General features: G+C 55.1%; 14 protein-coding genes. 6 read left to right on the top strand and 8 right to left on the bottom strand.

What is annotated here, in order from left to right:
* The 3 genes from JSN25_RS22455 to JSN25_RS10330 all read right to left on the bottom strand — a co-directional run.
* Nucleotides 1-411: hypothetical protein (locus tag JSN25_RS22455; protein ID WP_422678874.1), on the bottom strand; the 411-nt coding region annotated here is incomplete at its 3' end.
* On the bottom strand, nt 360-6077 hold the full coding sequence (locus JSN25_RS22070; RefSeq protein ID WP_422678873.1) for a two-partner secretion domain-containing protein: 5718 nt from the start codon (nt 6075-6077) through the stop codon (nt 360-362). The genes JSN25_RS22070 and JSN25_RS22455, both read right to left, overlap by 52 nt.
* Nucleotides 6078-6089: 12 nt before the next feature.
* On the bottom strand, nt 6090-7727 hold the full coding sequence (locus JSN25_RS10330) for a ShlB/FhaC/HecB family hemolysin secretion/activation protein (RefSeq protein ID WP_233638441.1): 1638 nt from the start codon (nt 7725-7727) through the stop codon (nt 6090-6092).
* A 307-nt stretch (nt 7728-8034) separates the two neighbouring features.
* Between JSN25_RS10330 and JSN25_RS10325 the strand changes: the two genes are divergently transcribed.
* Together JSN25_RS10325 and JSN25_RS10320 are read left to right on the top strand one after the other, a co-directional pair.
* The gene (locus tag JSN25_RS10325; protein WP_204525693.1) at nt 8035-8811 is read left to right on the top strand and encodes an MBL fold metallo-hydrolase; all 777 of its coding nucleotides are present in this window, start codon (nt 8035-8037) and stop codon (nt 8809-8811) included.
* 18 nt (nt 8812-8829) lie between these two features.
* On the top strand, nt 8830-9780 hold the full coding sequence (locus JSN25_RS10320; RefSeq protein ID WP_121528655.1) for a GlxA family transcriptional regulator: 951 nt from the start codon (nt 8830-8832) through the stop codon (nt 9778-9780).
* Here the strand turns inward: JSN25_RS10320 and JSN25_RS10315 are convergent.
* Nucleotides 9777-10382 (bottom strand): class I SAM-dependent DNA methyltransferase, encoded by a 606-nt coding sequence (locus tag JSN25_RS10315; protein ID WP_204525692.1) that lies wholly within the window; start codon nt 10380-10382, stop codon nt 9777-9779. The two genes, JSN25_RS10320 and JSN25_RS10315, sit on opposite strands and share 4 nt — an antisense overlap.
* A 155-nt stretch (nt 10383-10537) precedes the next feature.
* Here JSN25_RS10315 and JSN25_RS10310 point away from each other — a divergent pair, with 155 nt between their 5' ends.
* From JSN25_RS10310 to JSN25_RS10295, 4 genes are all read left to right on the top strand, one after another.
* Nucleotides 10538-11629 carry a LacI family DNA-binding transcriptional regulator gene (locus JSN25_RS10310; protein ID WP_141700239.1) on the top strand — a complete coding sequence of 364 codons (1092 nt, stop codon included), beginning with the start codon at nt 10538-10540 and terminating at the stop codon, nt 11627-11629.
* Nucleotides 11630-11750: 121 nt separating this feature from the next.
* Entirely contained in the window at nt 11751-14828 is a 3078-nt protein-coding gene (locus JSN25_RS10305) for a beta-galactosidase (RefSeq protein ID WP_204525691.1), read from the top strand.
* 57 nt (nt 14829-14885) lie between these two features.
* Nucleotides 14886-16139 (top strand): MFS transporter, encoded by a 1254-nt coding sequence (locus tag JSN25_RS10300; RefSeq protein WP_069323906.1) that lies wholly within the window; start codon nt 14886-14888, stop codon nt 16137-16139.
* Nucleotides 16140-16294: 155 nt separating this feature from the next.
* Nucleotides 16295-16567 carry a YceK/YidQ family lipoprotein gene (locus JSN25_RS10295; RefSeq protein ID WP_038637992.1) on the top strand — a complete coding sequence of 91 codons (273 nt, stop codon included), beginning with the start codon at nt 16295-16297 and terminating at the stop codon, nt 16565-16567.
* A 46-nt stretch (nt 16568-16613) separates the two neighbouring features.
* Here the strand turns inward: JSN25_RS10295 and prpE are convergent, their stop codons facing one another.
* The 4 genes from prpE to prpB all read right to left on the bottom strand — a co-directional run bounded on the left by prpE (nt 16614) and on the right by prpB (nt 22161).
* Nucleotides 16614-18500 carry a propionate--CoA ligase gene (gene prpE, locus JSN25_RS10290; RefSeq protein ID WP_204525690.1) on the bottom strand — a complete coding sequence of 629 codons (1887 nt, stop codon included), beginning with the start codon at nt 18498-18500 and terminating at the stop codon, nt 16614-16616.
* Nucleotides 18501-18540: 40 nt separating this feature from the next.
* Nucleotides 18541-19992, bottom strand: a complete 1452-nt coding sequence (locus tag JSN25_RS10285; protein ID WP_121528651.1) for a bifunctional 2-methylcitrate dehydratase/aconitate hydratase — start codon at nt 19990-19992, stop codon at nt 18541-18543.
* A gap of 37 nt (nt 19993-20029) precedes the next feature.
* Nucleotides 20030-21199, bottom strand: coding sequence for a bifunctional 2-methylcitrate synthase/citrate synthase (gene prpC / locus JSN25_RS10280; RefSeq protein ID WP_038637983.1), 1170 nt, complete (start codon nt 21197-21199; stop codon nt 20030-20032).
* 80 nt (nt 21200-21279) lie between these two features.
* Entirely contained in the window at nt 21280-22161 is an 882-nt protein-coding gene (gene prpB, locus JSN25_RS10275; protein WP_038637980.1) for a methylisocitrate lyase, read from the bottom strand.
* Nucleotides 22162-22261 lie beyond the last annotated feature (100 nt).

The following is a 22261-nucleotide window of genomic DNA, read 5'->3' as shown; positions in this document are numbered from 1 at the left end:
TGTCGCATTACCTATCCCTGGAATATTGTTTGCTCCAGCTATTTGTGTCTGGTTTGTTTTCAACCCATCCCGCTGGTTCAGCAGATGTCCTGTTTTTATCGTGATATCCCCATTCTGGGTTTCGATATTGCCGGAGGTGTTGACCACTTCGCTGTTGGCATTGCCCGCAGCATCTCGCTGCATCCACAGATTGTTGCCCGCGAGGATATCGCCGCGCTGGTTGGTGATAGTGTTAGCATAAAGCGCCAGATTATTTGCCGCGTACAACAGCGCCGTATTGACGATGGCGCCCGGTGCATTGAGCGTCAGAGAGCCACGCGTTCCGGTGAAACCAGCGACTGAAATATTACCGCGACTGGTCAGCGTAATATCGCCACCGCCCTGTAACGTTCCGGCGGCATTGAGCGCCACGCTGTCGCCGCTAAGATAACTGACGCCGCTGCCAGTTGTAATTTGCCGTTATTGCTGAGCTGTCCGCCCGCCGTCAGGTTGAGCGATTGCCCCTGAAGCACGCTACGGTTGTCGATATCGCCATCGCTGGTAATGGTCAGTGTTTTACCCGCGGCAAAAGCGCTTTGCGCAGTAAAACCATTCACCAGCTTCAGCGTCAGATTACCCAGCGCAACCATCTGTCCCAACGCACCCAGCCCACGACTTTCAACGAACAGGTCGCCGCCGCTGAACAGTTTCCCTGCCGCATTCTGATTAACTTCGCTGGCATTCACACTCAGTTGCGAGTTGCCTAACAGCGTACCGTTATTCGTCAGTTGCGCGTATTTCACCGCCAGTTGACCGGCCTGCGCGGTTCCCTGGTTGGTAAACCGGGTCCCTGCAAGCGTGGCGCTGTCGGCCAGCCAGTTACCGTCATTGGTGGCCGTTGCCGCATTCAGAATGAGGTTTGTCGCCTGTAACCAGCCTGCGCCGGAATATTCTGCCGTGGTCAGCGTCATTCCCGCGCCGGAAAGCAGTTTGCCGTCATTGAGCGCGCGTGTTGTGGCGTTAAGATGGGTCTCTCCACCGCCCTGCATTAAACCGTAGTTGGACAGCACTGGCGTAGAAAGCGAMAGCCCCTKSCGGCTGACAATCTCCCCGGAAGCCAGGTTTATCAAATCACCGCTCAGCGACAGCGTTGCGCCATTATCCCCTTGTAGTCGTCCGCTGTTGGTCAATGCGCCGGTCGTCATGCCCAGCGTCGCACCCTGAATTTTACCCTCGTTGGTGACTGACGCCGCAGTCAGATCCAACGCGCCGCCGCTCAGCATACTGCCCGCTTTCTGCTGCCTGACCACGCCGTTCATGGCAAGCGTGAGCGCATTTACGCCGCTAATCGCCGCGCTGTTATCAAGGGTTGCCCCCTTCAGCGTAAGATTTTTCGCCGTCCATTGCCCCGAGTTAGTCAGAGAAAGCGCCTGTAGCGTCGCGTTACCAAGGGCGGTAATTTTGCTGCCGGCCGCAGAAGTCAGGTTATTTGCGAGCGTAAACTGCAGGGCGTCGGCGCTTTGTATTGCCCCGTTGTTTGTCAGCGTTTGCGCACTGAGCAGAACGGACTGTCCCTGCCACGTGCCATTATTCGTCACATCGCCAGAAGTGAGTTTCAGCGCTCCCTGCGTCAGCAGTGAACCACCTGCTGCGTTAATCAATTCCTGTTGCGGTGAAGCCATCGCCATTCGCGCCATCAGACGCTGACGAGCCTCCAGCGTCAGGCTTTGCAGGCCGGTCAGCGTGCCCTGATTGTGGATCCGGTTTTGCTGCAGGGTCAGGGTATTTCCCTGTACCGCGCCACTGTTATCGAACTGTGCGCCGTCGAGCGTTACGTCGCTCTCGCTGAGCAGCCTTCCACTGTTATCAAGCTGCTGCGCGGTTAGTGACATTCCACCATGGCTCATCACATCGCCTGATGTGGTAAGGCCGTTGTTTACAGTAGCCGTCAGATTACCCAGGCTTATCAGCGATCCTTTGTGCAGCCAGTTATCAGCGGTCAGCGTGAGCTGCTGCCCCTGCAGCGTTCCTTGCGTCGTTATATTGCCAGCATCAAAGGTCAACGCGCCGCCGCTCAGCGTACGGGAGGTTATCCCCGTCGTGAGTACATCGCCAGACAGCGCAAGCCCGTTCGTCCCCTGCCACAGGCCTGAATTGTTTAACGTCGAGGCAGCAAGAGTCAGCCTGTCACCGGCAATACGTCCGGCACTGTTGATATCATCAGCCGTAAGCGTCAGTGCGCCGCCACTTTGAATGTGTCCGGGGTTGGTAAGTCGCCCGGATAGCCTGCCTTCCAGGCCATGTAAACCGTTAAGCACGCCGCTGTTATTCAGCGAGTCGGCAGTAAATGTCAGGGTATTTCCCTGCAGTACGCCGGCGTTTTCCATCGCACCGGTATGCACCAACAGCGCATTACCGGCCAGCCATTTACCTGTGGTATCCGTGGTGAAGGTATTCGCAGAAACCGAGGTACTGTCGTTGCCCTGCACCCGTCCGCTGTTACGGATTGATTTTCCATCCAGAGCGACACTTGTCGCCGCCAGCGTACCGCGGTTATCCAGGGATGCAGTATTCATCGACGCCCCCTGTTTCGCCACCAGACTCCCCTGATTTTCAACCGAGTTTGCCAGCGTCAGGTTCAGGGAGTCGGCCTGAATATCACCTGCGTTAATTAATGTGCTGCCGCGCAGCGTGAAGCCGGTATTCGCCAGCAGCAGACCGTGGTTTTCCAGTGAGTCGAGGCCTAAATCCAGCCCCGCGCCGCTGACCAGTTGCCCCTGCTGACCATTGAACAGATTGCGGGTGGTGAGCTGTAGCGCCGAATTACCCTGCACAATGCCGTTATTCATAAGCTCCGGCACGGAAATACTCAGGGATTTTGCTGCAATCGTGTTGTCGTTAAACAACTGCGCCGCAGCCAGCTCGAACAGGTTGAGACTGCGCAGCGATCCCTGGTTATCCAGTCGCCCGTTAGCCTGAATTTTCAGGCTATCCAGTGCCTGAACGCTGCCGCTATTGTGCAGGTTATCCAGTCTGATCGCCGCCGTACGGCCCTCCAGTTGGCCATCATTTTCGAAACGTTTTCCGCTAAGCTGTAGATCTTCACCGCTGGTCACCTGCCCACCCGCAAGGTTAGTGAAGCGACTGCCATCCCAGGCGAGCGCCTGATCCCCCTGCAGGATCCCACTGTTGCTGAGATCGCCGTGTAATGCCAGCACCTTCGCCGCCAGCATTCCGCTGTTATTCGCACTGGCGGCATGCACTGTCATACCCTGTTGACTGAGTAMCTTGCCCTGGTTAGTGAACGCGTCGTGTACTGTCGCCGTTACCCCCGTTTCACCCAGCGCATTACCGCTGTTTTGCCACGTATYTGCTTCCAGATTCAGCGTGCCGCCCTGCAGCAAGCCGGTGTTGTGCAGGGTCTGATTCTTCAGGCTCAATTCCCCCACCGACAACACATTCCCGTCGTTTTTCACGTCCTGGCTGTTCAGCGTGAGCGTATCAGCAGCCATGAGCCCGAGGTTATCTGTCTGCTGTCCGTKAACAGATAATGACGTGTCCGCCAGCAGGCGCCCCGCGGCTTCGTTTTTTACCGTCGCATATTCACTTTGCAGAYTAACGCCGTTAATTTCTCCGCCGTTAACCAACTGGCGACCATKGAGATGCAATGAACCGTCGCTGGTAATCAGCCCATGGTTGGTCAGATACGGTATATCCAGCGCCAGAGAATGCCTGGCATAGAGCGAGCCGCCGCTCAGGTTATCTAACTTATCAATCTGYAGGTCYATTGCCGCGTTRCCCTGCATCAGACCGCTRTTCACAACATGCTGACTGTGGAGAGTTAGCGTGTCGGCTATCAGAGAGCCGCCGCTGGTCAGCAGYTCAGGTGCAATAATCGAGATGCGTTCAGCGCTGGCGCTGCCGTTATGAGTCAGCGTCGCCGCGCTGAGCGTCAGGGTGTCTGCCAACAGTTCGCCATGGTTATCAACYGACTGCTGCGCGCTGAAACCAACGCGTGCCCCGGTGGATTTYCCGCCATGACTGAGCCGGTCAGCCGTCACATCCAGCGAACCTTTTGCCGCCTGTACGCCGTCCAGCGTCACGCTGCTGCCGGTAATCGCAAGGTCCAGACCGCTCTGTAAATGACCATCTTTGCCGGTAGTCAGCTGCTTTGCGCCGACGTTAAGCGCACCGGCGGCATTAACCTGACCGTTCAGGTTAAGGTTTTGCGTAACGTTTAACTGTATGTTTTGTTGCCCGGCGATCAACGAATCTTTCGCGGCGGTGAGATTTTCAGCATTGAGCGTTACCCCCTGGTTGCCAGARAGGACGCCATATTGTTCAACTGACGCGGCCTGCACCGTTAGAGTGCCATCAGAGAGCAACTTTCCACTATTACGCAGCGTGGCATCAGCCCGGATATCCGCATCGTTTTTCGCGCTCAGGATCCCCTGCTGGTTCAGCGCTGCCGTCTGTACTGAAAGCTGGCTGCCGCTCGCCAGCGTGCCCATATTATCCAGCGASCCGCTGCGGACCGATACGCTGTTACCCTGCATCAGACCKGTGTTGCTAAGGCTGCTGACAGAAGCATCAAGACTGCCGTTTRCCGCCAGTTGACCACCATTAACGAGGTGGTCACCRGAGAGAGATAAAGCATCTCCCGCATTGACCTGCCCCTGGTTGTTCATTTCGCTACCGGTCAGGCTTAATGYGCCTTTCGCATCGGCCCGACTGGCGTTATCCAGTGCTATGCGCTGCGCCTTCAGCGTTAATCCATTACCTGCTGAGAGCAATCCCCCTTTCGCCGACAGATAGCCMTTACTGTTAAGGCTAACATCAGCATCACTACCCAGCGTGGAACGGGTCAGCGTCAGTCCATGAGTACCCTCGACATCCAGTTTTTCTTTACTGGTCAGGCTGCCGTCGGTGACTGTCAGCGAGCCGTCACTGCGCAGTGARGTGTTTTTCTGGCTAACCAGAGTGGTTGCAGCAACGGCTACATCCTGTTTAGCAGCCACCTGCAACTCGCCAGCTGCGGCAATCCCRCCACCATSGATCGTCACCTTGCCATCGCTACCCAACTGCACGTTTGCRCCRCTGGAGAGATTTGCATCCTGTAGCGCTAACGCCCCGGTRCTRTTGATGRCCATCCCGCTYSCGGTCTTATGRCTRCCGGTYAACGTGACGCCTTCGCCCCTGGCRGAAAGRCCACCATTTGCCAGACTGTTGCCGATCGTTAAYTTCCCGTTAGCATTGAGGGTGATATCACCCTGACGGGCATTCAGATTCCCGAGGTTGACMCCCAGCCCTTTCTCGCTGGAGACCARRTGAATTCGRTTAGCATACATGCCGCCTAACGCGCCGGTRTCTACCGCGATTTTCGGTGCTTCTCCTTCKCCATTCAKCGGGCTCGTCTGGCCATTCGCCGCAACGCGATTCGCSCCRGCGATAACYGTCAAATCTTTGGCGTGTAGCGCAGCATTRATTTCCGTGGCGCGGGCAATAATCGACACTGCATCGCTCTGGCTACCATCCAGCCCCTTACCTTCGATGGTAATACTGCCCTTGCTTACCTCCAGCGACTGCAGGTTGCCATTGGCGTCCAACACRGGTTTACCGGTGGTCAGGGTGGCGWYAGGCGTGTTGATAAATCCACAACCATTACAGGTAATGCCATAGGGGTTAGCGACCATGACGTTGGCGGCTTTCCCCGCGACTTCGGTATAGCCCTGCAGTTGTGAACGGTTAGCGCCGGTAACTTCGTTGATGATCCCTGARGCTTCCTTTCCTGGCTGTAGGTTTGGGTTATTCTGGATAATGCCGCCGAGCTGGGTTTGGGTAAATTGCCCGGTCGCGTTGTTAAGGATCAGCCCCTCTTTTCCCACGTTGTAGTCGTTATATTTATTGTGTGAAATCCCGGACTGGTTCGGTGTGGCAATATTCACCACCGGAACACCATTGGCGGCTTTATCCATCTGCGTATTGCCTTCAGGCGTGATGACGGCAGCCATCGCCGGGAGCAGTGGTTGGGTAGCCAGCAGAAAACTCAACATGCCGCTTAGCAAACGCTGGGAAAAACGAACCTGATCCTTTTTCATCACCCTTGTTCCTTAAAATGCCACCGCAACGCGGTAATACACATTGAGATGATCCGGGGCYAGCCAGTCCGGATAGTTAACTGGCGTTCCTACGGTAAACTGAGAGGAGAACCAGCGCCCTGARCTGGTTAATCCCAGCGCAGCCCCCCACAACGTGCCGGAGGCATACCTGTCAACGCTATCYTGTTTCAGCCAGCCGCCGTCGAATGCCGCCATCGCGCCAATCTGTCCGAATACCGGCAACGTAAACAGCGAATAATTCACTTCGTTGCGCCAGTAGCCGCCGTTATCTCCAGAAATGTATTGTTCTTTAAAACCGCGAACTGAGGTTTCTCCGCCCAGCGTCAGGCGYTCACTGCCGTAGAGTCGGTCCACAGACCATTGAAAATAGACGCTGCTRAGCCACCACACTCTTTCTGCCARCGGGCGCTGAAAACTGCCATTGACGCTCCATTTGCGAAATTCCGCCCTTGGYACATCCCCTTGTTTATYGTTGTCATCCTCTGCGCCAAACCACGGCACGCCCTGGGTGAAAGAAGGGTTAAACGTCGCAACGCCAGAAGCAATTTTTTGCGTATGGTTGATACCCAGCGAAACACTGGAAAGCTTGCGGCTACTGGTTTCCAGCAGGACATCATTCAATCTGTTACGGTTWATTCGATGCGTGAGACCCAGCGATGCAGCGGTCTTGACATCACCATTGCGAAACAAAACCCAGGATCCGTTCAACCGATGGGTTTCGCTATCACCMGTGGAACGCCAGGCATAACCATTGTTATCAATAGTGCTGAGGTAGTTACTCCAGCTGTAGCTGTAATCAAGCAGTCCGTAGCCATAAGGAATACTCACGCCAGTAGCRAAGTTCTGCGCATCTTTGCTACTGGAAAAATCGCTGCTGCGTCCACCGCTGATAAACCATTTATCTGCCAGACCGAGCATATTATTGAAAAATAATGCGCCACTGAGTTGCCCGGTTCCGGTGCTCTTTTGCCCGCTGTTATCAAAACTTACTGAACCATTGAGTGGAAATTCTGGCGTGGCGGTGAGGTTAACTATTGAGAACCCCTGCTGACTGCCCGGCAAAATTTCAATTTCCACCGGCGTCTGGCGAACSCGRTTCAACTGCTCCATCCCYTGTTCAATGTCACGCAGATTGAGAATTTTTCCTTCCATTCCGGGAAAGGTCATCAGCAGAGTGCGCGATGGGACGCCTTCCAGACGTATTTGCTGCAATTTCCCCTCAAGCACCGCGATATGCAGCACCCCGGAKGAGAGATCCTGTTCGGTTAAAAAGGCGCGACTGGTGATATAGCCTCGGCTGATATACCAGTCGGAAATCGCATTTGTCAGTTCCGTCAGACGGGGAATATCCAGGCATTGATTCACCCACGGCGCGATAAGCTTTGCCGAGGCAGCGGCGGACAACTTCGTTGCGCCGTCAATATCAATGCGCGAAATCATAAAACACGGCCCTTCAGCCCGGGCTGGTGTTTTYGGCGTTACGGTTACAGGCAACGTAACGCTACGCTCCAGCTCTTCACGCTGGCGCTGGTTTTCATTAAGWARCYGCTGCTGTTGCTGCTGAATGGTATTACGATCCGCAGGAGAGAGTGGTGCGGCAGAAACAGTTGTGAAGGGCAAAATTAACATCCCAATCAGTAATGCCAACTTTCTTTCATCCCTGAACTTCACCCCACCCTCCAAAAAAGTACGAAAGCGAACTTGACTGCAAAGCACAGCCGACCATTTTAAAAAAGCACAAAATGTAAACAAAAGTAAAGACATTAAGTGCTATTTCACTTCATTCCTATTGCATTTTAGGATTTCTTGTATTTTTAAATTAAATTATTCTTACTCTTTTGGCCCAATCCCATCGCTAGTCGCCCATTTGCCCACATTCAACTTATGCACAACACTCTACGATGACACCACTGACCCAACACGTGGAGCAAACACCATGAACATCACGCAAATCCGCAACGCCACGCAGCGCATCACCTTTGGCGGCAAAACCTTTCTAATCGATCCAATGCTGGCGGCAAAAAGTGCTTATCCGGGCTTTGCCGGAACGGCACGTGCGGAAATCCGCAACCCAACCGTCGATCTGCCCGTCGATATCGACACCTTGCTCAACGTTGACGCGCTGATCGTGACCCACCTGCATGAAGATCACTGGGATGAGGTTGCAGCACGCGTCGTGCCGAAAGACAAACCGATTTACGTGCAAAATGAGCAAGATGCGCAGGTACTGCGAGATCAGGGTTTCACACACCTGATCGTATTGACGCACAACACCACGCTGGGCGACATCATCCTGCGTAAAACCGGCGGCCAGCATGGCTCAGATCGCGCTTACGCCATCCCGCAAATGGCGGAACGTTTAGGCGATGCCTGCGGGGTAATCTTTCAGCATCCGGCGGAAAAAACGCTGTATCTGGTTGGAGACACGATCTGGCGTGACGAAGTGGAAGCCAACATGCTGACTTTCCAACCGGACGTGGTGATTTTGAACGCCGGTTTTGCCCACGTTATCGGTTTTGGCCCAATTATTATGGGCGCAGAAGATGTACTAAAAACCCACTTCACCCTTCCCAACGCACAAATTGTGGCCACGCATATGGAGGCGATAAACCACTGTTTGTTGACCCGCGCCGCGCTGAAAGCATACGCCAGCGACAACCAGATTGCGCAATGCGTCAACGTGCCGGAAGATGGTGAAACCCTGACGTTTTAATATCCGCAGAGGAATCGTATGCAGCCGCTTACCGTCGCTATTGTCGCCGTGGAAGATTTCAGCCCGTTTCACTTCTCGGTGCCGTGCATCATTTTCAGTGACAAAGTGGCAGCGAAAAAGCGCTTCGACGTGCAATTGTGCGCCGAACAGCCCGGTATTGTTTCCTCGCAGGACGGTTTCTCGATTAACGCAGCTCATGGCTATGAAGCGGTGGAGGCTGCCGACATCGTGGTAATCCCTTACTGGGGCACTACCGCACATCGCCCGCCGCAAGGGTTGCTTGATGCGCTCAACCACGCCCGACAAAACGGCGCGCAAATTGTCGGGCTGTGTCTGGGCGCATTTGTCCTCGGCTATGCCGGTCTGTTGGATGGCAAACGGGCTGCCACGCACTGGGAGTTCGAGCAGGATTTTCAGGCCCGCTTCCCGGCGGCGCGTCTGGATATCAACGCTCTGTATGTGGATGACGACGGTATTATTACCTCAGCAGGCACTGCCGCCGCGCTGGATTGCTGTTTGTACGTGATCCGCCAACGTTTTGGCAGCACGGCAGCGAATCAGATTGCGCGGCGGATGATTGTGCCGCCGCATCGCGAAGGTGGTCAGGCACAATTTATCGAACAGCCGGTGGCGAAAAATACCCAGGATCAGCGCATCAATGCCCTGCTTGATTATTTACGCCTGCATATCCACGAGCAGCATAGTATCGATGCGCTGGCGCAGCGGCTGATGATGAGCCGTCGCACGTTAACCCGTCACTTTATGAAAGCCACCGGATCGAGCGTGGCAGAGTGGTTGATTGTCGAGCGTCTTCGCCGCAGCCAGGCGTTACTGGAGTCCAGTCAGTTGCCCGTTGAACGCATCGCCGAACAGGTCGGTTTTCAGTCGCCTGTCACCTGGCGTCAGCATTTTAAATCTCATTTCGGCGTCAGCCCCGCCGAATGGCGCAAAACCTTTCGCGGCATTTAGCTTTTTTTCGCCAGCCACACCGTGTGCCCTGCGCATTCCGGATCTTCCATCACCATCTCGACCACCGCAAAGCCATGCGCTGACAACAATGCGCGGTATTCGTCCGGCGCGAGGCTGGCGTGAAATAGCGGCTCGCCTTCAAATTGCCCCATCGCAATGCCGTTCCCGGTACCGCTGGTAAACATCAGCGCGCTGCCGGGATGGCTAAGCCGGTCAAAGATCGGGAACATCTTTCGTTGGTCTTGCTGGGTTAAATGGAAAAAGCTGTCCCACGCAATCAGGCCGTCGAACGTCTCGTTAAGCACCAACTCGCGCATATCTTGCTCCAGCCAGCGCTGCGCGGGAAAGGATTGCCGGGCGTGGGCCAGCATCGCTGCGGAACCATCAATCCCTGTGAGCTGAAAACCTTGCTGGATAAAATACCCGGCAATCGGCTGACCATTCCCGCAGCCAATATCCACAATGCTGCCCTGCCCGCCCATCACGGTGATGAACTTATCCAGCCAGCTTTTCTCGAACAGGGCGCGTGAGCGCTGGCTGGCAAAGGCATCCGCATGGCGTCGGTAGATGGACAGAATGTTGTTTGCCGCAACGTCGCTCACGATGTCCTCGCTTTTTTATTCTGTTAATAATCACGACGATAAATCCTCCGCTGCCAGAGACGCAACCCTGGAATGCGCCTCGCAGAACCCATGCGCAAATCCCCCAAAACTGTTCCGCTGTGGCATCATAGCGCGTAGAAAACATCATGACAGGGGTGATAAACGTGAAACCGGTAACGCTATACGATGTGGCAGACCATGCAGGAGTCTCTTATCAGACCGTCTCGCGCGTCGTAAATCAGGCCAGCCACGTTTCTGCAAAAACCCGACAGAAAGTTGAGGCCGCGATGGCGGAACTCAATTACATCCCTAACCGCGTCGCACAGCAACTGGCTGGTAAACAGACGTCGCTGATTGGCGTCGTGACGGCGAACCTTGCCCTGCACGCCCCTTCACAAATCGTTGCCGCCATAAAATCCCGCGCCGACCAGTCCGGTGCCAGCGTGGTGATCGCCATGGTCGAGCGCAGCGGCGTTGAAGCATGCAAAGCCGCGGTCCACAACCTGCTTTCCCAACGCGTAACCGGGCTTATCATTAACTATCCGCTGGATGAAGAAGACGCCATTGCCGTGGCTGCCGCCTGCGGTACGGTGCCGGTTTTGTTTCTCGATGTCTCTGACCAGACGCCAATTAACAGCGTGATTTTCTCCCATGATGACGGCGCACGCCTTGGCGTTGAACATCTGGTGCAGAACGGACATCAGCGTATCGCCCTGCTGAGCGGGCCGCACACTTCGGTTTCGGCAAGGCTTCGGCATGCGGGGTGGCATAAATATCTGGCGTACTACCAGTTGCAACCCGTCGCGGAGCTGGAAGGCGACTGGAGCGCGATGTCTGGTTTTCAGCAAACACTTCATCTGCTCAATAGCGGTAATCTCCCCACCGCTATGCTGGTTGCTAACGATCAAATGGCGCTGGGCGCGATGCGGGCAATCAGCGAGTTCGGCCTGCGGGTGGCGATGGATATCTCGGTGATCGGCTACGATGACACAGAAGATAGCGCCTGCTACATTCCACCGCTGACCACCATCAGGCAGGATTTTCCATTATTGGGTGAAACCAGCGTCGACAGGCTGCTGCAACTTCCCCATGGCGAATCAACCGTGGGCAACCAACTGCTGCCCGTAACCCTGGTGAAGCGCAAAACGGTTCTGCCTCCCGATACGCAAACCACCTCTCCCCAGGCGCTGGCGGATTCACTCATCCAGCTTGCGCGGCAAGTTTCTCAGCTCACACCTAAAATGTGAACGCATAACAATTATGTGAGTCAGTTCACTCATTAAACGCCCCATCCTTTACAGCCGGGAGCGCTTATCCGTATTTTGATTGAAATTGTGAGCGAATAACAAATTCAAACAGGATACCGTTATGAACCTGAACACAGATTCACTCTCCGCTGTTCTGGCCCGCCGCGACTGGGAAAATCCCGGCGTCACGCAGCTCAACCGCCTGGAGGCGCACCCACCTTTCTGTAGCTGGCGCTCAGCAGATGATGCGCGAACTAATCAGCGCTCAACTCAGTTACGCTCGCTGAATGGCCAGTGGCAATTCGCGTGGTTTCCCGCGCCGGAGGCTGTGCCGGAAAGCTGGCTGACAAACGATCTGCCACAAGCTGACACTATCAACGTCCCCTCTAACTGGCAGATGGACGGTTACGACGCGCCAATTTATACCAACGTCACCTACCCGATTCCGGTTAATCCCCCGTACGTTCCGGCACAGAACCCAACGGGATGTTACTCGCTCACATTTAATATCGAAGACGCATGGTTAGATGAAGGTCAGACGCGCATTATTTTTGACGGCGTCAATTCCGCATTTCATCTGTGGTGCAACGGTCGCTGGGTCGGCTACGGTCAGGACAGTCGTCTGCCGTCTGAATTCGATCTGAGCGATTATCTGCTGCGCGGCGAAAACCGCCTGGCCGTGATGGTGCTGCGATGGAGCGACGGCAGCTATCTGGAAGACCAGGATATGTGGCGCATGAGCGGTATCTTTCGCGACATATCTTTGCTGCATAAGCCCACCACGCAAATCAGCGACCTGCGCATTAACACCCGTTTTAACGATGACTTCAGCCGCGCCGTGCTGGAAGCGGAAGTCAGAGTGGCGGGCAACGCGAGCGAAGATTTACGCGTTACCCTGCAATTGTGGGAAGCTGAAACGCTGACTGATGAAACGACCTCCCCACTCGGCGGCGAGATTATTGATGAACGCGGCGCTTATCATGACCGGGTTACCCTGCGGCTGAACGTCGAAAAGCCAGCGCTGTGGAGTGCTGAAACGCCCAATCTGTACCGTGCCGTTGTGCAATTACATAACGCGGATGGAGTGCTGATTGAAGCAGAAGCCTGTGACGTCGGCTTTCGTCAGATTGATATCAAAAACGGCCTACTACTGTTAAACGGTAAGCCGCTGTTGATTCGCGGCACCAACCGTCATGAGCACCATCCGGTCAACGGTCAGGTGATGGACGAGGCGACGATGGTGCAGGACATTCTGCTAATGAAGCAGAACAACTTTAATGCTGTGCGCTGCTCCCATTACCCGAACCATCCGTTGTGGTACACCCTGTGCGATCGCTACGGCCTGTACGTGATCGACGAAGCCAATATCGAAACCCACGGCATGGTGCCAATGAATCGCCTGAGCGACGATCCCACATGGTTGCCTGCCATGAGCCAGCGCGTGACGCGCATGGTGCAGCGCGATCGCAACCATCCGAGCATTATCATCTGGTCGCTGGGCAATGAATCCGGTCATGGCGTCAATCACGACGCGCTGTATCGCTGGATAAAATCAGAGGATCCGTCACGCCCGGTACAGTACGAAGGCGGCGGCGCGAATACCGCGGCGACCGACATTATTTGCCCGATGTACGCCCGCGTCGATCAGGATCAGCCCTTCCCGGCGGTACCTAAATGGTCGATTAAAAAGTGGCTGTCGATGCCCGGCGAGCAGCGTCCACTCATTCTCTGTGAATATGCCCATGCGATGGGCAATAGTTTCGGCGGCTTCGCCAAATACTGGCAGGCATTTCGTCAGTATCCGCGACTGCAGGGCGGGTTTGTCTGGGACTGGGTGGATCAATCGCTGATTAAACACGATGATAATGGCAAGGCATGGTCAGCCTACGGTGGCGACTTTGGCGACACGCCTAACGATCGTCAATTTTGCATGAACGGACTGGTGTTCGCCGATCGCACCCCGCATCCGGCGTTATACGAGGCCAAACATGAACAGCAGTTTTTCCAGTTTACGTTACTGCCGGGCGCTGAACGCCAGATTGAAGTGACCAGCGAATATCTGTTCCGCCGCAGCGATAACGAAGTTCTGCACTGGTCGATTGCCCAGGACGGCAACCCGCTGGCCGCCGGACAAATCGTTCTGGATATTGCCCCGCAGGGCCGCCAGGTGATTACCCTGCCAGATTGCCCGATGCCGGAAACCGCAGGCCAACTGTGGCTGTCGGTGCGCGTGGAACAGCCTCGCGCCACCGCCTGGTCAGACGCCGGGCACATCAGCGCCTGGCAGCAGTGGAAGCTGGAAGAGAAACTCAGCTTGGCGCGGCAGCCAACTGTCCGCACCGCGCCACAGCTCAACGTTAGCGAAAACAGCTTTACTGTGGAGAACGACAACAAGCGTTGGCAATTCGACCGTCGGTCTGGCCTGCTGACACAATACTGGCTTGATGATACAGCCCAGTTGTTATCCCCACTGACCGACCAGTTCACCCGCGCGCCGCTGGACAACGACATCGGCGTCAGCGAGTCAACCCGCATTGACCCGAATGCCTGGGTTGAACGCTGGAAGGCCGCCGGTCATTATCAGGTTGCAGCAACGTTACTGCACTGTGCTGCCGACGCGCTCAGCAACGCAGTACTGATTACCACCGAACATGCGTGGCAGTATCAGGGTGAAACGCTGTTTATCAGCCGTAAATCGTATCGTATCAACGGTCATGGCGAGATGCTGGTAACGGTGGATGTCGATGTTGCCAGCGGCACGCCGCATCCGGCGCGTATTGGCCTGAGCTGCCAGTTGTCGCAGGTTGCCGAGCGTGTGAACTGGTTAGGTCTCGGCCCACATGAGAACTACCCGGATCGCCTGAGCGCCGCCTGTTTTGACCGTTGGGATCTGTCACTCGATGAGATGTACACCCCGTATGTTTTCCCGAGCGAAAACGGTCTGCGCTGCGGCACGCGCGAACTGCGATACGGCACGCATCAATGGCGTGGCGACTTCCTGTTCAACATCAGCCGCTTTAGCCAACAGCAACTAATGGAAACCAGCCACCGTCATCTGCTGCAACCGGAGGCGGGTACCTGGCTCAATATTGATGGCTTCCATATGGGCGTCGGCGGCGATGATTCATGGAGTCCTTCCGTGTCGTCGGAGTTTTTGTTGAGTGCCGGACGTTATCACTACCAGGTTATCTGGGGTTAAACATAATAATAATGGGCAGGTTATGACCTGCCCTTATTTTTCCTGAGGAAGTCTGTCATGTATTATTTAAAAAACACTAACTTTTGGATGTTCGGCTTTTTCTTTTTCTTTTACTTTTTCATTATGGGTGCTTATTTCCCCTTCTTTCCGATCTGGTTACACGATGTGAACCATATCAGTAAAGGTGACACTGGGATCATTTTCGCCTGTATTTCACTGTTTTCATTATTATTCCAGCCTGTTTTCGGACTACTTTCCGATAAGCTTGGCCTGCGAAAACACCTGCTGTGGGTAATTACTGGAATGCTGGTAATGTTTGCCCCGTTCTTTATTTACGTTTTTGGCCCGCTATTACAGGTTAATATTTTACTGGGGTCGATTGTCGGCGGGATTTATCTTGGCTTTATTTACAATGCCGGCGCTCCGGCGATTGAAGCCTATATTGAAAAGGCCAGCCGCCGAAGCAAGTTTGAATTTGGTCGCGCACGCATGTTTGGCTGTGTGGGGTGGGCGCTGTGCGCCTCGATTGCAGGAATTATGTTCACCATCAATAACCAGTTTGTCTTCTGGTTAGGTTCTGGCTGTGCGGTCATTCTGGCATTGCTGCTGTTCTTTTCAAAAGCAGATGCCCCCTCTTCTGCAAAAGTCGCGGATGCGGTAGGCGCCAACAACTCAGCCTTCAGCCTGAAGCTGGCGCTGGAATTATTCAAACAACCAAAACTCTGGTTTCTCTCCCTGTACGTGGTCGGCGTTTCCTGTACTTATGATGTGTTTGACCAGCAGTTCGCCAACTTCTTTACTTCGTTCTTTGCCACTGGCGAACAGGGCACCCGTGTGTTTGGCTACGTCACAACCATGGGGGAATTACTCAACGCCTCGATCATGTTCTTTGCTCCGCTGATCGTGAACCGCATCGGCGGAAAGAACGCCCTGCTGCTGGCCGGTACGATCATGTCGGTACGGATCATTGGTTCATCATTCGCCACCACGGCGCTGGAAGTCGTTATCCTCAAAACGCTGCATATGTTCGAGATACCATTCCTGATTGTCGGTTGCTTCAAATACATCACCAGTCAGTTCGAAGTGCGTTTCTCGGCCACGATTTACCTGGTGTGTTTCTGTTTCTTCAAACAGCTGGCAATGATTTTCATGTCAGTTTTGGCCGGGAAAATGTATGAGAACATTGGTTTCCAGGGGGCTTATCTGGTGCTGGGGATAATTGCGTTGAGCTTCACGCTGATTTCCGTATTTACCCTAAGTGGACCGGGGCCATTTTCCCTGCTGCGTCGTCGCGAAAGCGTCGCGCTGTAAAAGCCTCTTTGCCGGATGCACCACTCACGCGGTTTATCCGGCCTACAACGTGCAATTCTCACTCTGTGAGTCCTGACCCGGTGGTTTAAGTTTTGCGGGCAAAAAGCCGCTTTTAACCTGCTATGGTAAACGAGACGGTAAACTCAGGTCACAGGATGAGCAGAAAGACGGTTGCGGTAATGGCGTTCTTGATCAGCGCATTACTTTCAGGATGTGGCAGCATTAATGCGCGCACGGAAGGCGAGGATTCGAATACCTATTATGTGGGTACGCACCACGACATGGCTAAACTAAAAAACCCAGGCGCTTACGATTATAATTATTTCGATTTAGCGCTGCTATTTATCGATGTGCCGCTGTCTTTTGTGGCGGATACAGTCTATGCGCCGTTTGATTACTATCATGGACCGTATAAGAAAGTCGATTAAAATTCAGGCCCGGTAAGCATCGCGCCACCGGGCCAATGAATAACGGCTACTCCTCGATCGCCTGGCGAATTTGCTGCAGCGACGCCGGATCGTCAATGGTCGTCAGATCGCCGGGATCGCGGCCTTCACAGATTGCCTGGATGGTGCGACGCAGCATTTTACCGGAGCGCGTTTTCGGCAACTGCGACACAAACCAGACGTGTGCCGGACGGCCAAAATTACCAATCTGGCTGTCCACCAGCGCCATTATCGCCTTCTCTTCTGAATGCGCGATGTCACGGTCTTCCAGGCTATCGCTCTGCTTCGGAATGACAAATGCAACCGCCACCTGCCCTTTCAGTGCATCTTTCACGCCAACCACCGCCACTTCTGCGACGTTTGGATAGCTGGAAATACTCTCCTCTATCTCACGCGTACCCAGTCGATGTCCGGCGACGTTAATGACGTCATCCGTCCGACCGAGGATGAAGTAATAGCCGTCGGCATCGCGAATGCCCCAGTCAAAAGTGGCGTATACCTGACGAGAAAACAGCGACCAGTAGGTATTTACGAACCGTGTGTCATCGCCCCAGATGGTCTGAATACACCCTGGCGGCAGTGGCCCTTCAATCACCAGCATACCCTTCTCATTCGCTGCGCAGGGTTCGCCGGTGACCTCATTGAGCAACTGCACGTTATAGCCATACATCGGCACGCCAGGGCTGCCCAACCGCGACGGCCTGTCGTCCAGCCCACGGGCGATCGCCATAATTGGCCAGCCGGATTCGGTCTGCCAGTAATTATCGATAACCGGGACGCCCAGCGTTTCCGTTACCCAACTGGCGGTCGGTTCGTCCAGCGGTTCCCCGGCCAGATACAGCACCTCCAGCGAGGAGAGATCGTGATTGCGGATCTGCGCGGTCGGGAATTTCTTCAGTACGCGGATCGCCGTTGGCGCGGAGAACATCCGACTAACCTGATACTTCTCAACAATCTTCCACCACACGCCGCAGTCCGGATACGTTGGCAGCCCTTCGTACACCACCGTCGCCATCCCCGCCAGCAGTGGGGCATACACGATATACGAATGCCCAACCACCCAGCCGATGTCCGACGCGCAGAAGAACACGCCGCCCGCTTTACCGCCGAAAATGGTATCCATCGTGGTTGCCAGCGCGACCGCATAGCCGCCAACGTCACGCTGGACGCCCTTCGGTTTACCGGTTGTCCCGGAGGTATAGAGAATGCAGGAGGTTTCATTCGATTCCAGCCACGTCACCGGCACCCGCGCGCCAAGATGCTGTTGGCGCAGCGCGGCAAAGTCGAGGTCGCGCCCCTCTACCCGCGCCATTTTCGCCAGACCACGATCGACCAATACCACATGACGCGGCTGGTGCTGCGCCTGACTGATTGCATCATCGAGCAGCTTTTTATACGGCAGGATCTTGCCCCCGCGCGCGCCGGCATCCGCCGAAACAATAATCACCGGTTGGGCGTCGTCGATGCGTGCCGCCACGCTGTGCGAGGCAAAGCCACCGAACACCACCGAATGGATCGCCCCAATGCGCGCGCAGGCCAGCAGCGTAATGTGCGCCTCGGCGATCATCGGCATATAAACCAATACCCTGTCGCCGCGCTGTACGCCCAGAGACAACAACATTGCCGCCGCCACGTTCACTTCGTCGTACAACTGACGAAAGGTAAAGGTACGCTCTTCTTCGGTTTCCGATGACACCGCAATCAGCGCCAGCGCCTCAGGCTGTTTCTCCACCCAGCGGTCGATGGCGTTATGACACAAATTGGTCTTGCCGCCGCAAAACCAGCGGGCAAACGGCGGGTTGCTGTGATCCAGCACCTGCGTATACGGCTGTTGCCAGTCAATACGCAGGGCCTGCTCGGCCCAGAACGACTCCGGTTGCGTAATCGAACGTTGATAAAACTCGCTATAAGACATAATGCTCTCCTGTTGAACTTACGCCTTGCCGCACGCAGGTTTAGATTACATAAAGGTCCATATACTCATTGACCGGCATCTGCTCCAGGCGGGCTCTGTCCAGGGAGACATCCAGAATGCGCTGCTGCTGACGGGTCGGGAACTGACGCGCCAGGTTGATTTTGAACTTCTCGACCAGCTTCGGCATACCGTCGTGGCGACGGCGCGCATGACCGATTGGGTACTCCACCACCACTTCTTCAAAACGTGAACCGTCGGTGAACTCGAGAGTGATGGCGTTAGCAATGGCGCGTTTTTCCGGGTCGTGATAATCGGCGGTAAAGGCCGGATCTTCGAAGCAGGTGATCTTCTCGCGCAGGGCATCAATGCGTTTGTCCTGCGCCACGCCGTCTTCGTAATCTGCCGCGGTTAAACGCCCAAACAGCAGCGGGATGGCGACCATATACTGGATGCAGTGATCGCGATCCGCCGGGTTATCCAGTGGGCCTTTTTTATCGATGATGCGGATACAGGCTTCGTGGGTGCGAATGGTCACCTTTTCGATATCCGCCGCCGTTTTACCCGCGGCCTGCAGTTGCTCATACAGCGTCATTGCCGCTTCTACCGCGGTCTGCGAGTGGAACTCAGCCGGGAAGGAGATTTTAAACAGCACGTTTTCCATCACGTAAGAGCCGTATGGACGCTGGAAGCGGAACGATTCCCCTTTGAAGGAGACGTCATAAAAGCCCCAGGTTTTCGCCGTCAGCGCAGACGGATATCCCATCTCGCCCGTTTTTGCCATCAACGCCAGACGTACTGCGCGGGAGGTCGCATCGCCTGCCGCCCAGGATTTACGCGTGCCGGTATTTGGTGCATGACGATAGGTACGCAGCGACTGGCCGTCGACCCACGCCAGCGAAACGGCGTTGAGGATTTCCTCCCGGCTCAGCCCAAGCATCTCCGCGACCACCGCCGTGGAGGCGACTTTTACCAACAGAACGTGATCCAATCCAACGCGGTTAAAGGAGTTTTCCAGCGCGATACAGCCCTGAATTTCATGGGCTTTGATCATCCCGGTCAGCACTTTTTTCATGGTCAACGGCGCTTTCCCCGCCGCCACCGCGTTGCGTGACAGCCAGTCAGCTGTCGCCAGAATGCCGCCGAGGTTATCGGAAGGATGGCCCCATTCCGCGGCCAGCCACGTGTCGTTGAAGTCCAGCCAGCGGATCATCGCGCCGATGTTAAACGCCGCCTGCACCGGATCAAGCTGGAACTGGGTGCCCGGTACGCGAACGCCGTTCGGCACTACGGTCCCCGGCACCACCGGTCCTAACAGTTTTTTACAGGCCGGATATTCCAGCGCTTCCAGGCCACAGCCAAGGGTGTCGAGCAGGCAATAATGCGCGGTGTCGTACGCCACCTTTGAGGTGATCTCGTAATTCATAACGTAATCAACGATATCAACGATTTCACGGTCAAAGTCTGGGCGAACGTTCGAAATATGTGCGGACATAGGGTACAACTCCTGTTTTTATATTTAGAGGTTTCAATTAGCAACGCTTTTCGATCGGTACAAATACGCGATCTTCCGGGCCGGTGTAGTTGGCGGAGGGTCGGATAATTTTGTTGTCCTGGCGCTGTTCGATGATGTGCGCCGCCCAGCCGGTCACGCGGGCGATAACAAACAGCGGAGTGAACATTTCGGTCGGGACGCCCATCATGTTGTAGGAGACCGCCGAGAACCAGTCGAGGTTAGGGAACATCTTTTTGGTTTCCCACATCACCTCTTCCAGACGGTCGGCGATGTTGTACATTTTCAGCGAACCGCCTTCCTGAGAAAGCTGTTTCGCCACGCGTTTAATCACCTGATGGCGCGGGTCGGCAATGGTGTAAACCGGGTGACCAAACCCAATCACCACTTCTTTATTTTCCACGCGTTTGCGGATATCCGCTTCGGCTTCATCCGGCGTTTCATAACGCTGCTGGATCTCCAGCGAAACTTCATTCGCCCCGCCGTGTTTCGGCCCACGCAGCGCGCCAATCGCGCCGATAATCGCGGAATACATATCGGAGCCGGTTCCCGCAATCACACGACTGGTGAAGGTGGACGCGTTGAATTCGTGCTCGGCATACAGCACCAGTGAAATGTGCATCGCCTTTTCCCAGCTTTGCGACGGTTTTTCGCCATGCAGCAGATGCAGGAAGTGCCCGCCGATGGAATCATCATCCGTTTCCGGCTGAATGCGCTCGCCGTTATGGCTGTAGTGATACCAGTACAAAAGGATCGAACTGAGGGACGCCAGCAGCTTGTCGGCAATATCGCGCGCGCCGGAAACGGTATGTCCCTCTTTTTCCGGCAATGTACAACCCAGCGCGGAGACGCCGGTGCGCATCACATCCATCGGGTGGGATGCGGCAGGCAGCGCTTCCAGCACGGTGCGCACGTTTGCGGGTAAGCCGCGCAGCGCTTTGAGTTTGCTTTTATAGGCGGTGAGCTCGTCGCGGGTAGGTAATTTCCCGTGGATCAGCAGGTGCGCGACTTCTTCAAATTCGCACTGCTGCGCCAGGTCGAGAATATCGTAGCCGCGATAATGCAGGTCATTACCGCTTTTACCCACGGTGCATAACGCGGTATTTCCGGCGGCGACGCCTGACAGCGCAACCGATTTTTTTGGTTTAATGACATGCGTGTTGTTTTGCAGGATTGTTGTGTCGCTCATGTTGTCCTCGTCATTTTTATAATATGTAGGGTACAAATTTATTGCCGGATGGCGGCTTCGCCTTATCCGGCCTACGACGGTTACTTTTTTGTGTACAGCGCGTCGAGTTTCTCTTCGAACTGGTAGTAGTTGATGCTTTCGTACAGTTCGTTGCGCGTCTGCATAATGTCGATCACGCTCTTTTGCGTGCCTTCCTGGCGCAGCACGTTGTAGACCCGTTCAGCCGCACGGTTCATGGCGCGGAAGGCAGACAGCGGATACAGGGCCATGGCGACGTTCGCGCTACGCAGTTCATCGGTAGTAAACAGCGGCGTGGCACCAAATTCGGTAATGTTAGCGAGGATCGGAACCTGCACCGCATCGGCAAACTGGCGGTACATCGCCAACTCGGTAATGGCTTCCGGGAACAGCATGTCGGCCCCCGCTTCGACATACGCCTGGGCACGATCGATAGCCGCCTCTAACCCTTCCACCGCCAATGCATCGGTGCGCGCCATAATCACAAAGTTGGGATCGGTGCGGGCATCCACGGCGGCGCGGATCCTGTCGACCATCTCTTCTTTAGAGACGATCGCCTTGTTCGGACGATGCCCGCAACGCTTGGCGCCGATCTGATCTTCAATATGCAGCGCGGCGGCACCGGCTTTAATCATCGACTTCACGGTACGCGCCACATTGAACGCCGACGATCCAAAACCAATATCCGCATCCACCAGCAATGGCAGCGGGCAAACATCGGTGATACGACGAATATCGGTCAGTACATCATCAAGGGTAGAAATACCGAGATCCGGCAGACCCAACGACCCCGCCGCAACGCCGCCGCCAGAGAGATAAATCGCCTGATACCCGGCACGCTGAGCCAGCAGAGCGTGATTGGCGTTGATGGTGCCGACGATTTGTAATGGGTTTTCTTTGCTGAGCGCGGCGCGAAACGCCAGCCCTGGAGAGTGTAGAGACATATCCGTCCTCTTGTTATCAACTTGTTACCATTCGTTGATTTACCTAAAGCAAGGGGTATGCCAAAGACCGAAACTTTTGTGCAAATTCAATTTTTACTTT

Origin of the sequence: Citrobacter cronae (assembly GCF_016893685.1) — a bacterium.
Classification (GTDB): Bacteria; Pseudomonadota; Gammaproteobacteria; order Enterobacterales; family Enterobacteriaceae; genus Citrobacter; species Citrobacter werkmanii.
This window is presented reverse-complemented; position numbering and strand designations above follow the sequence as displayed.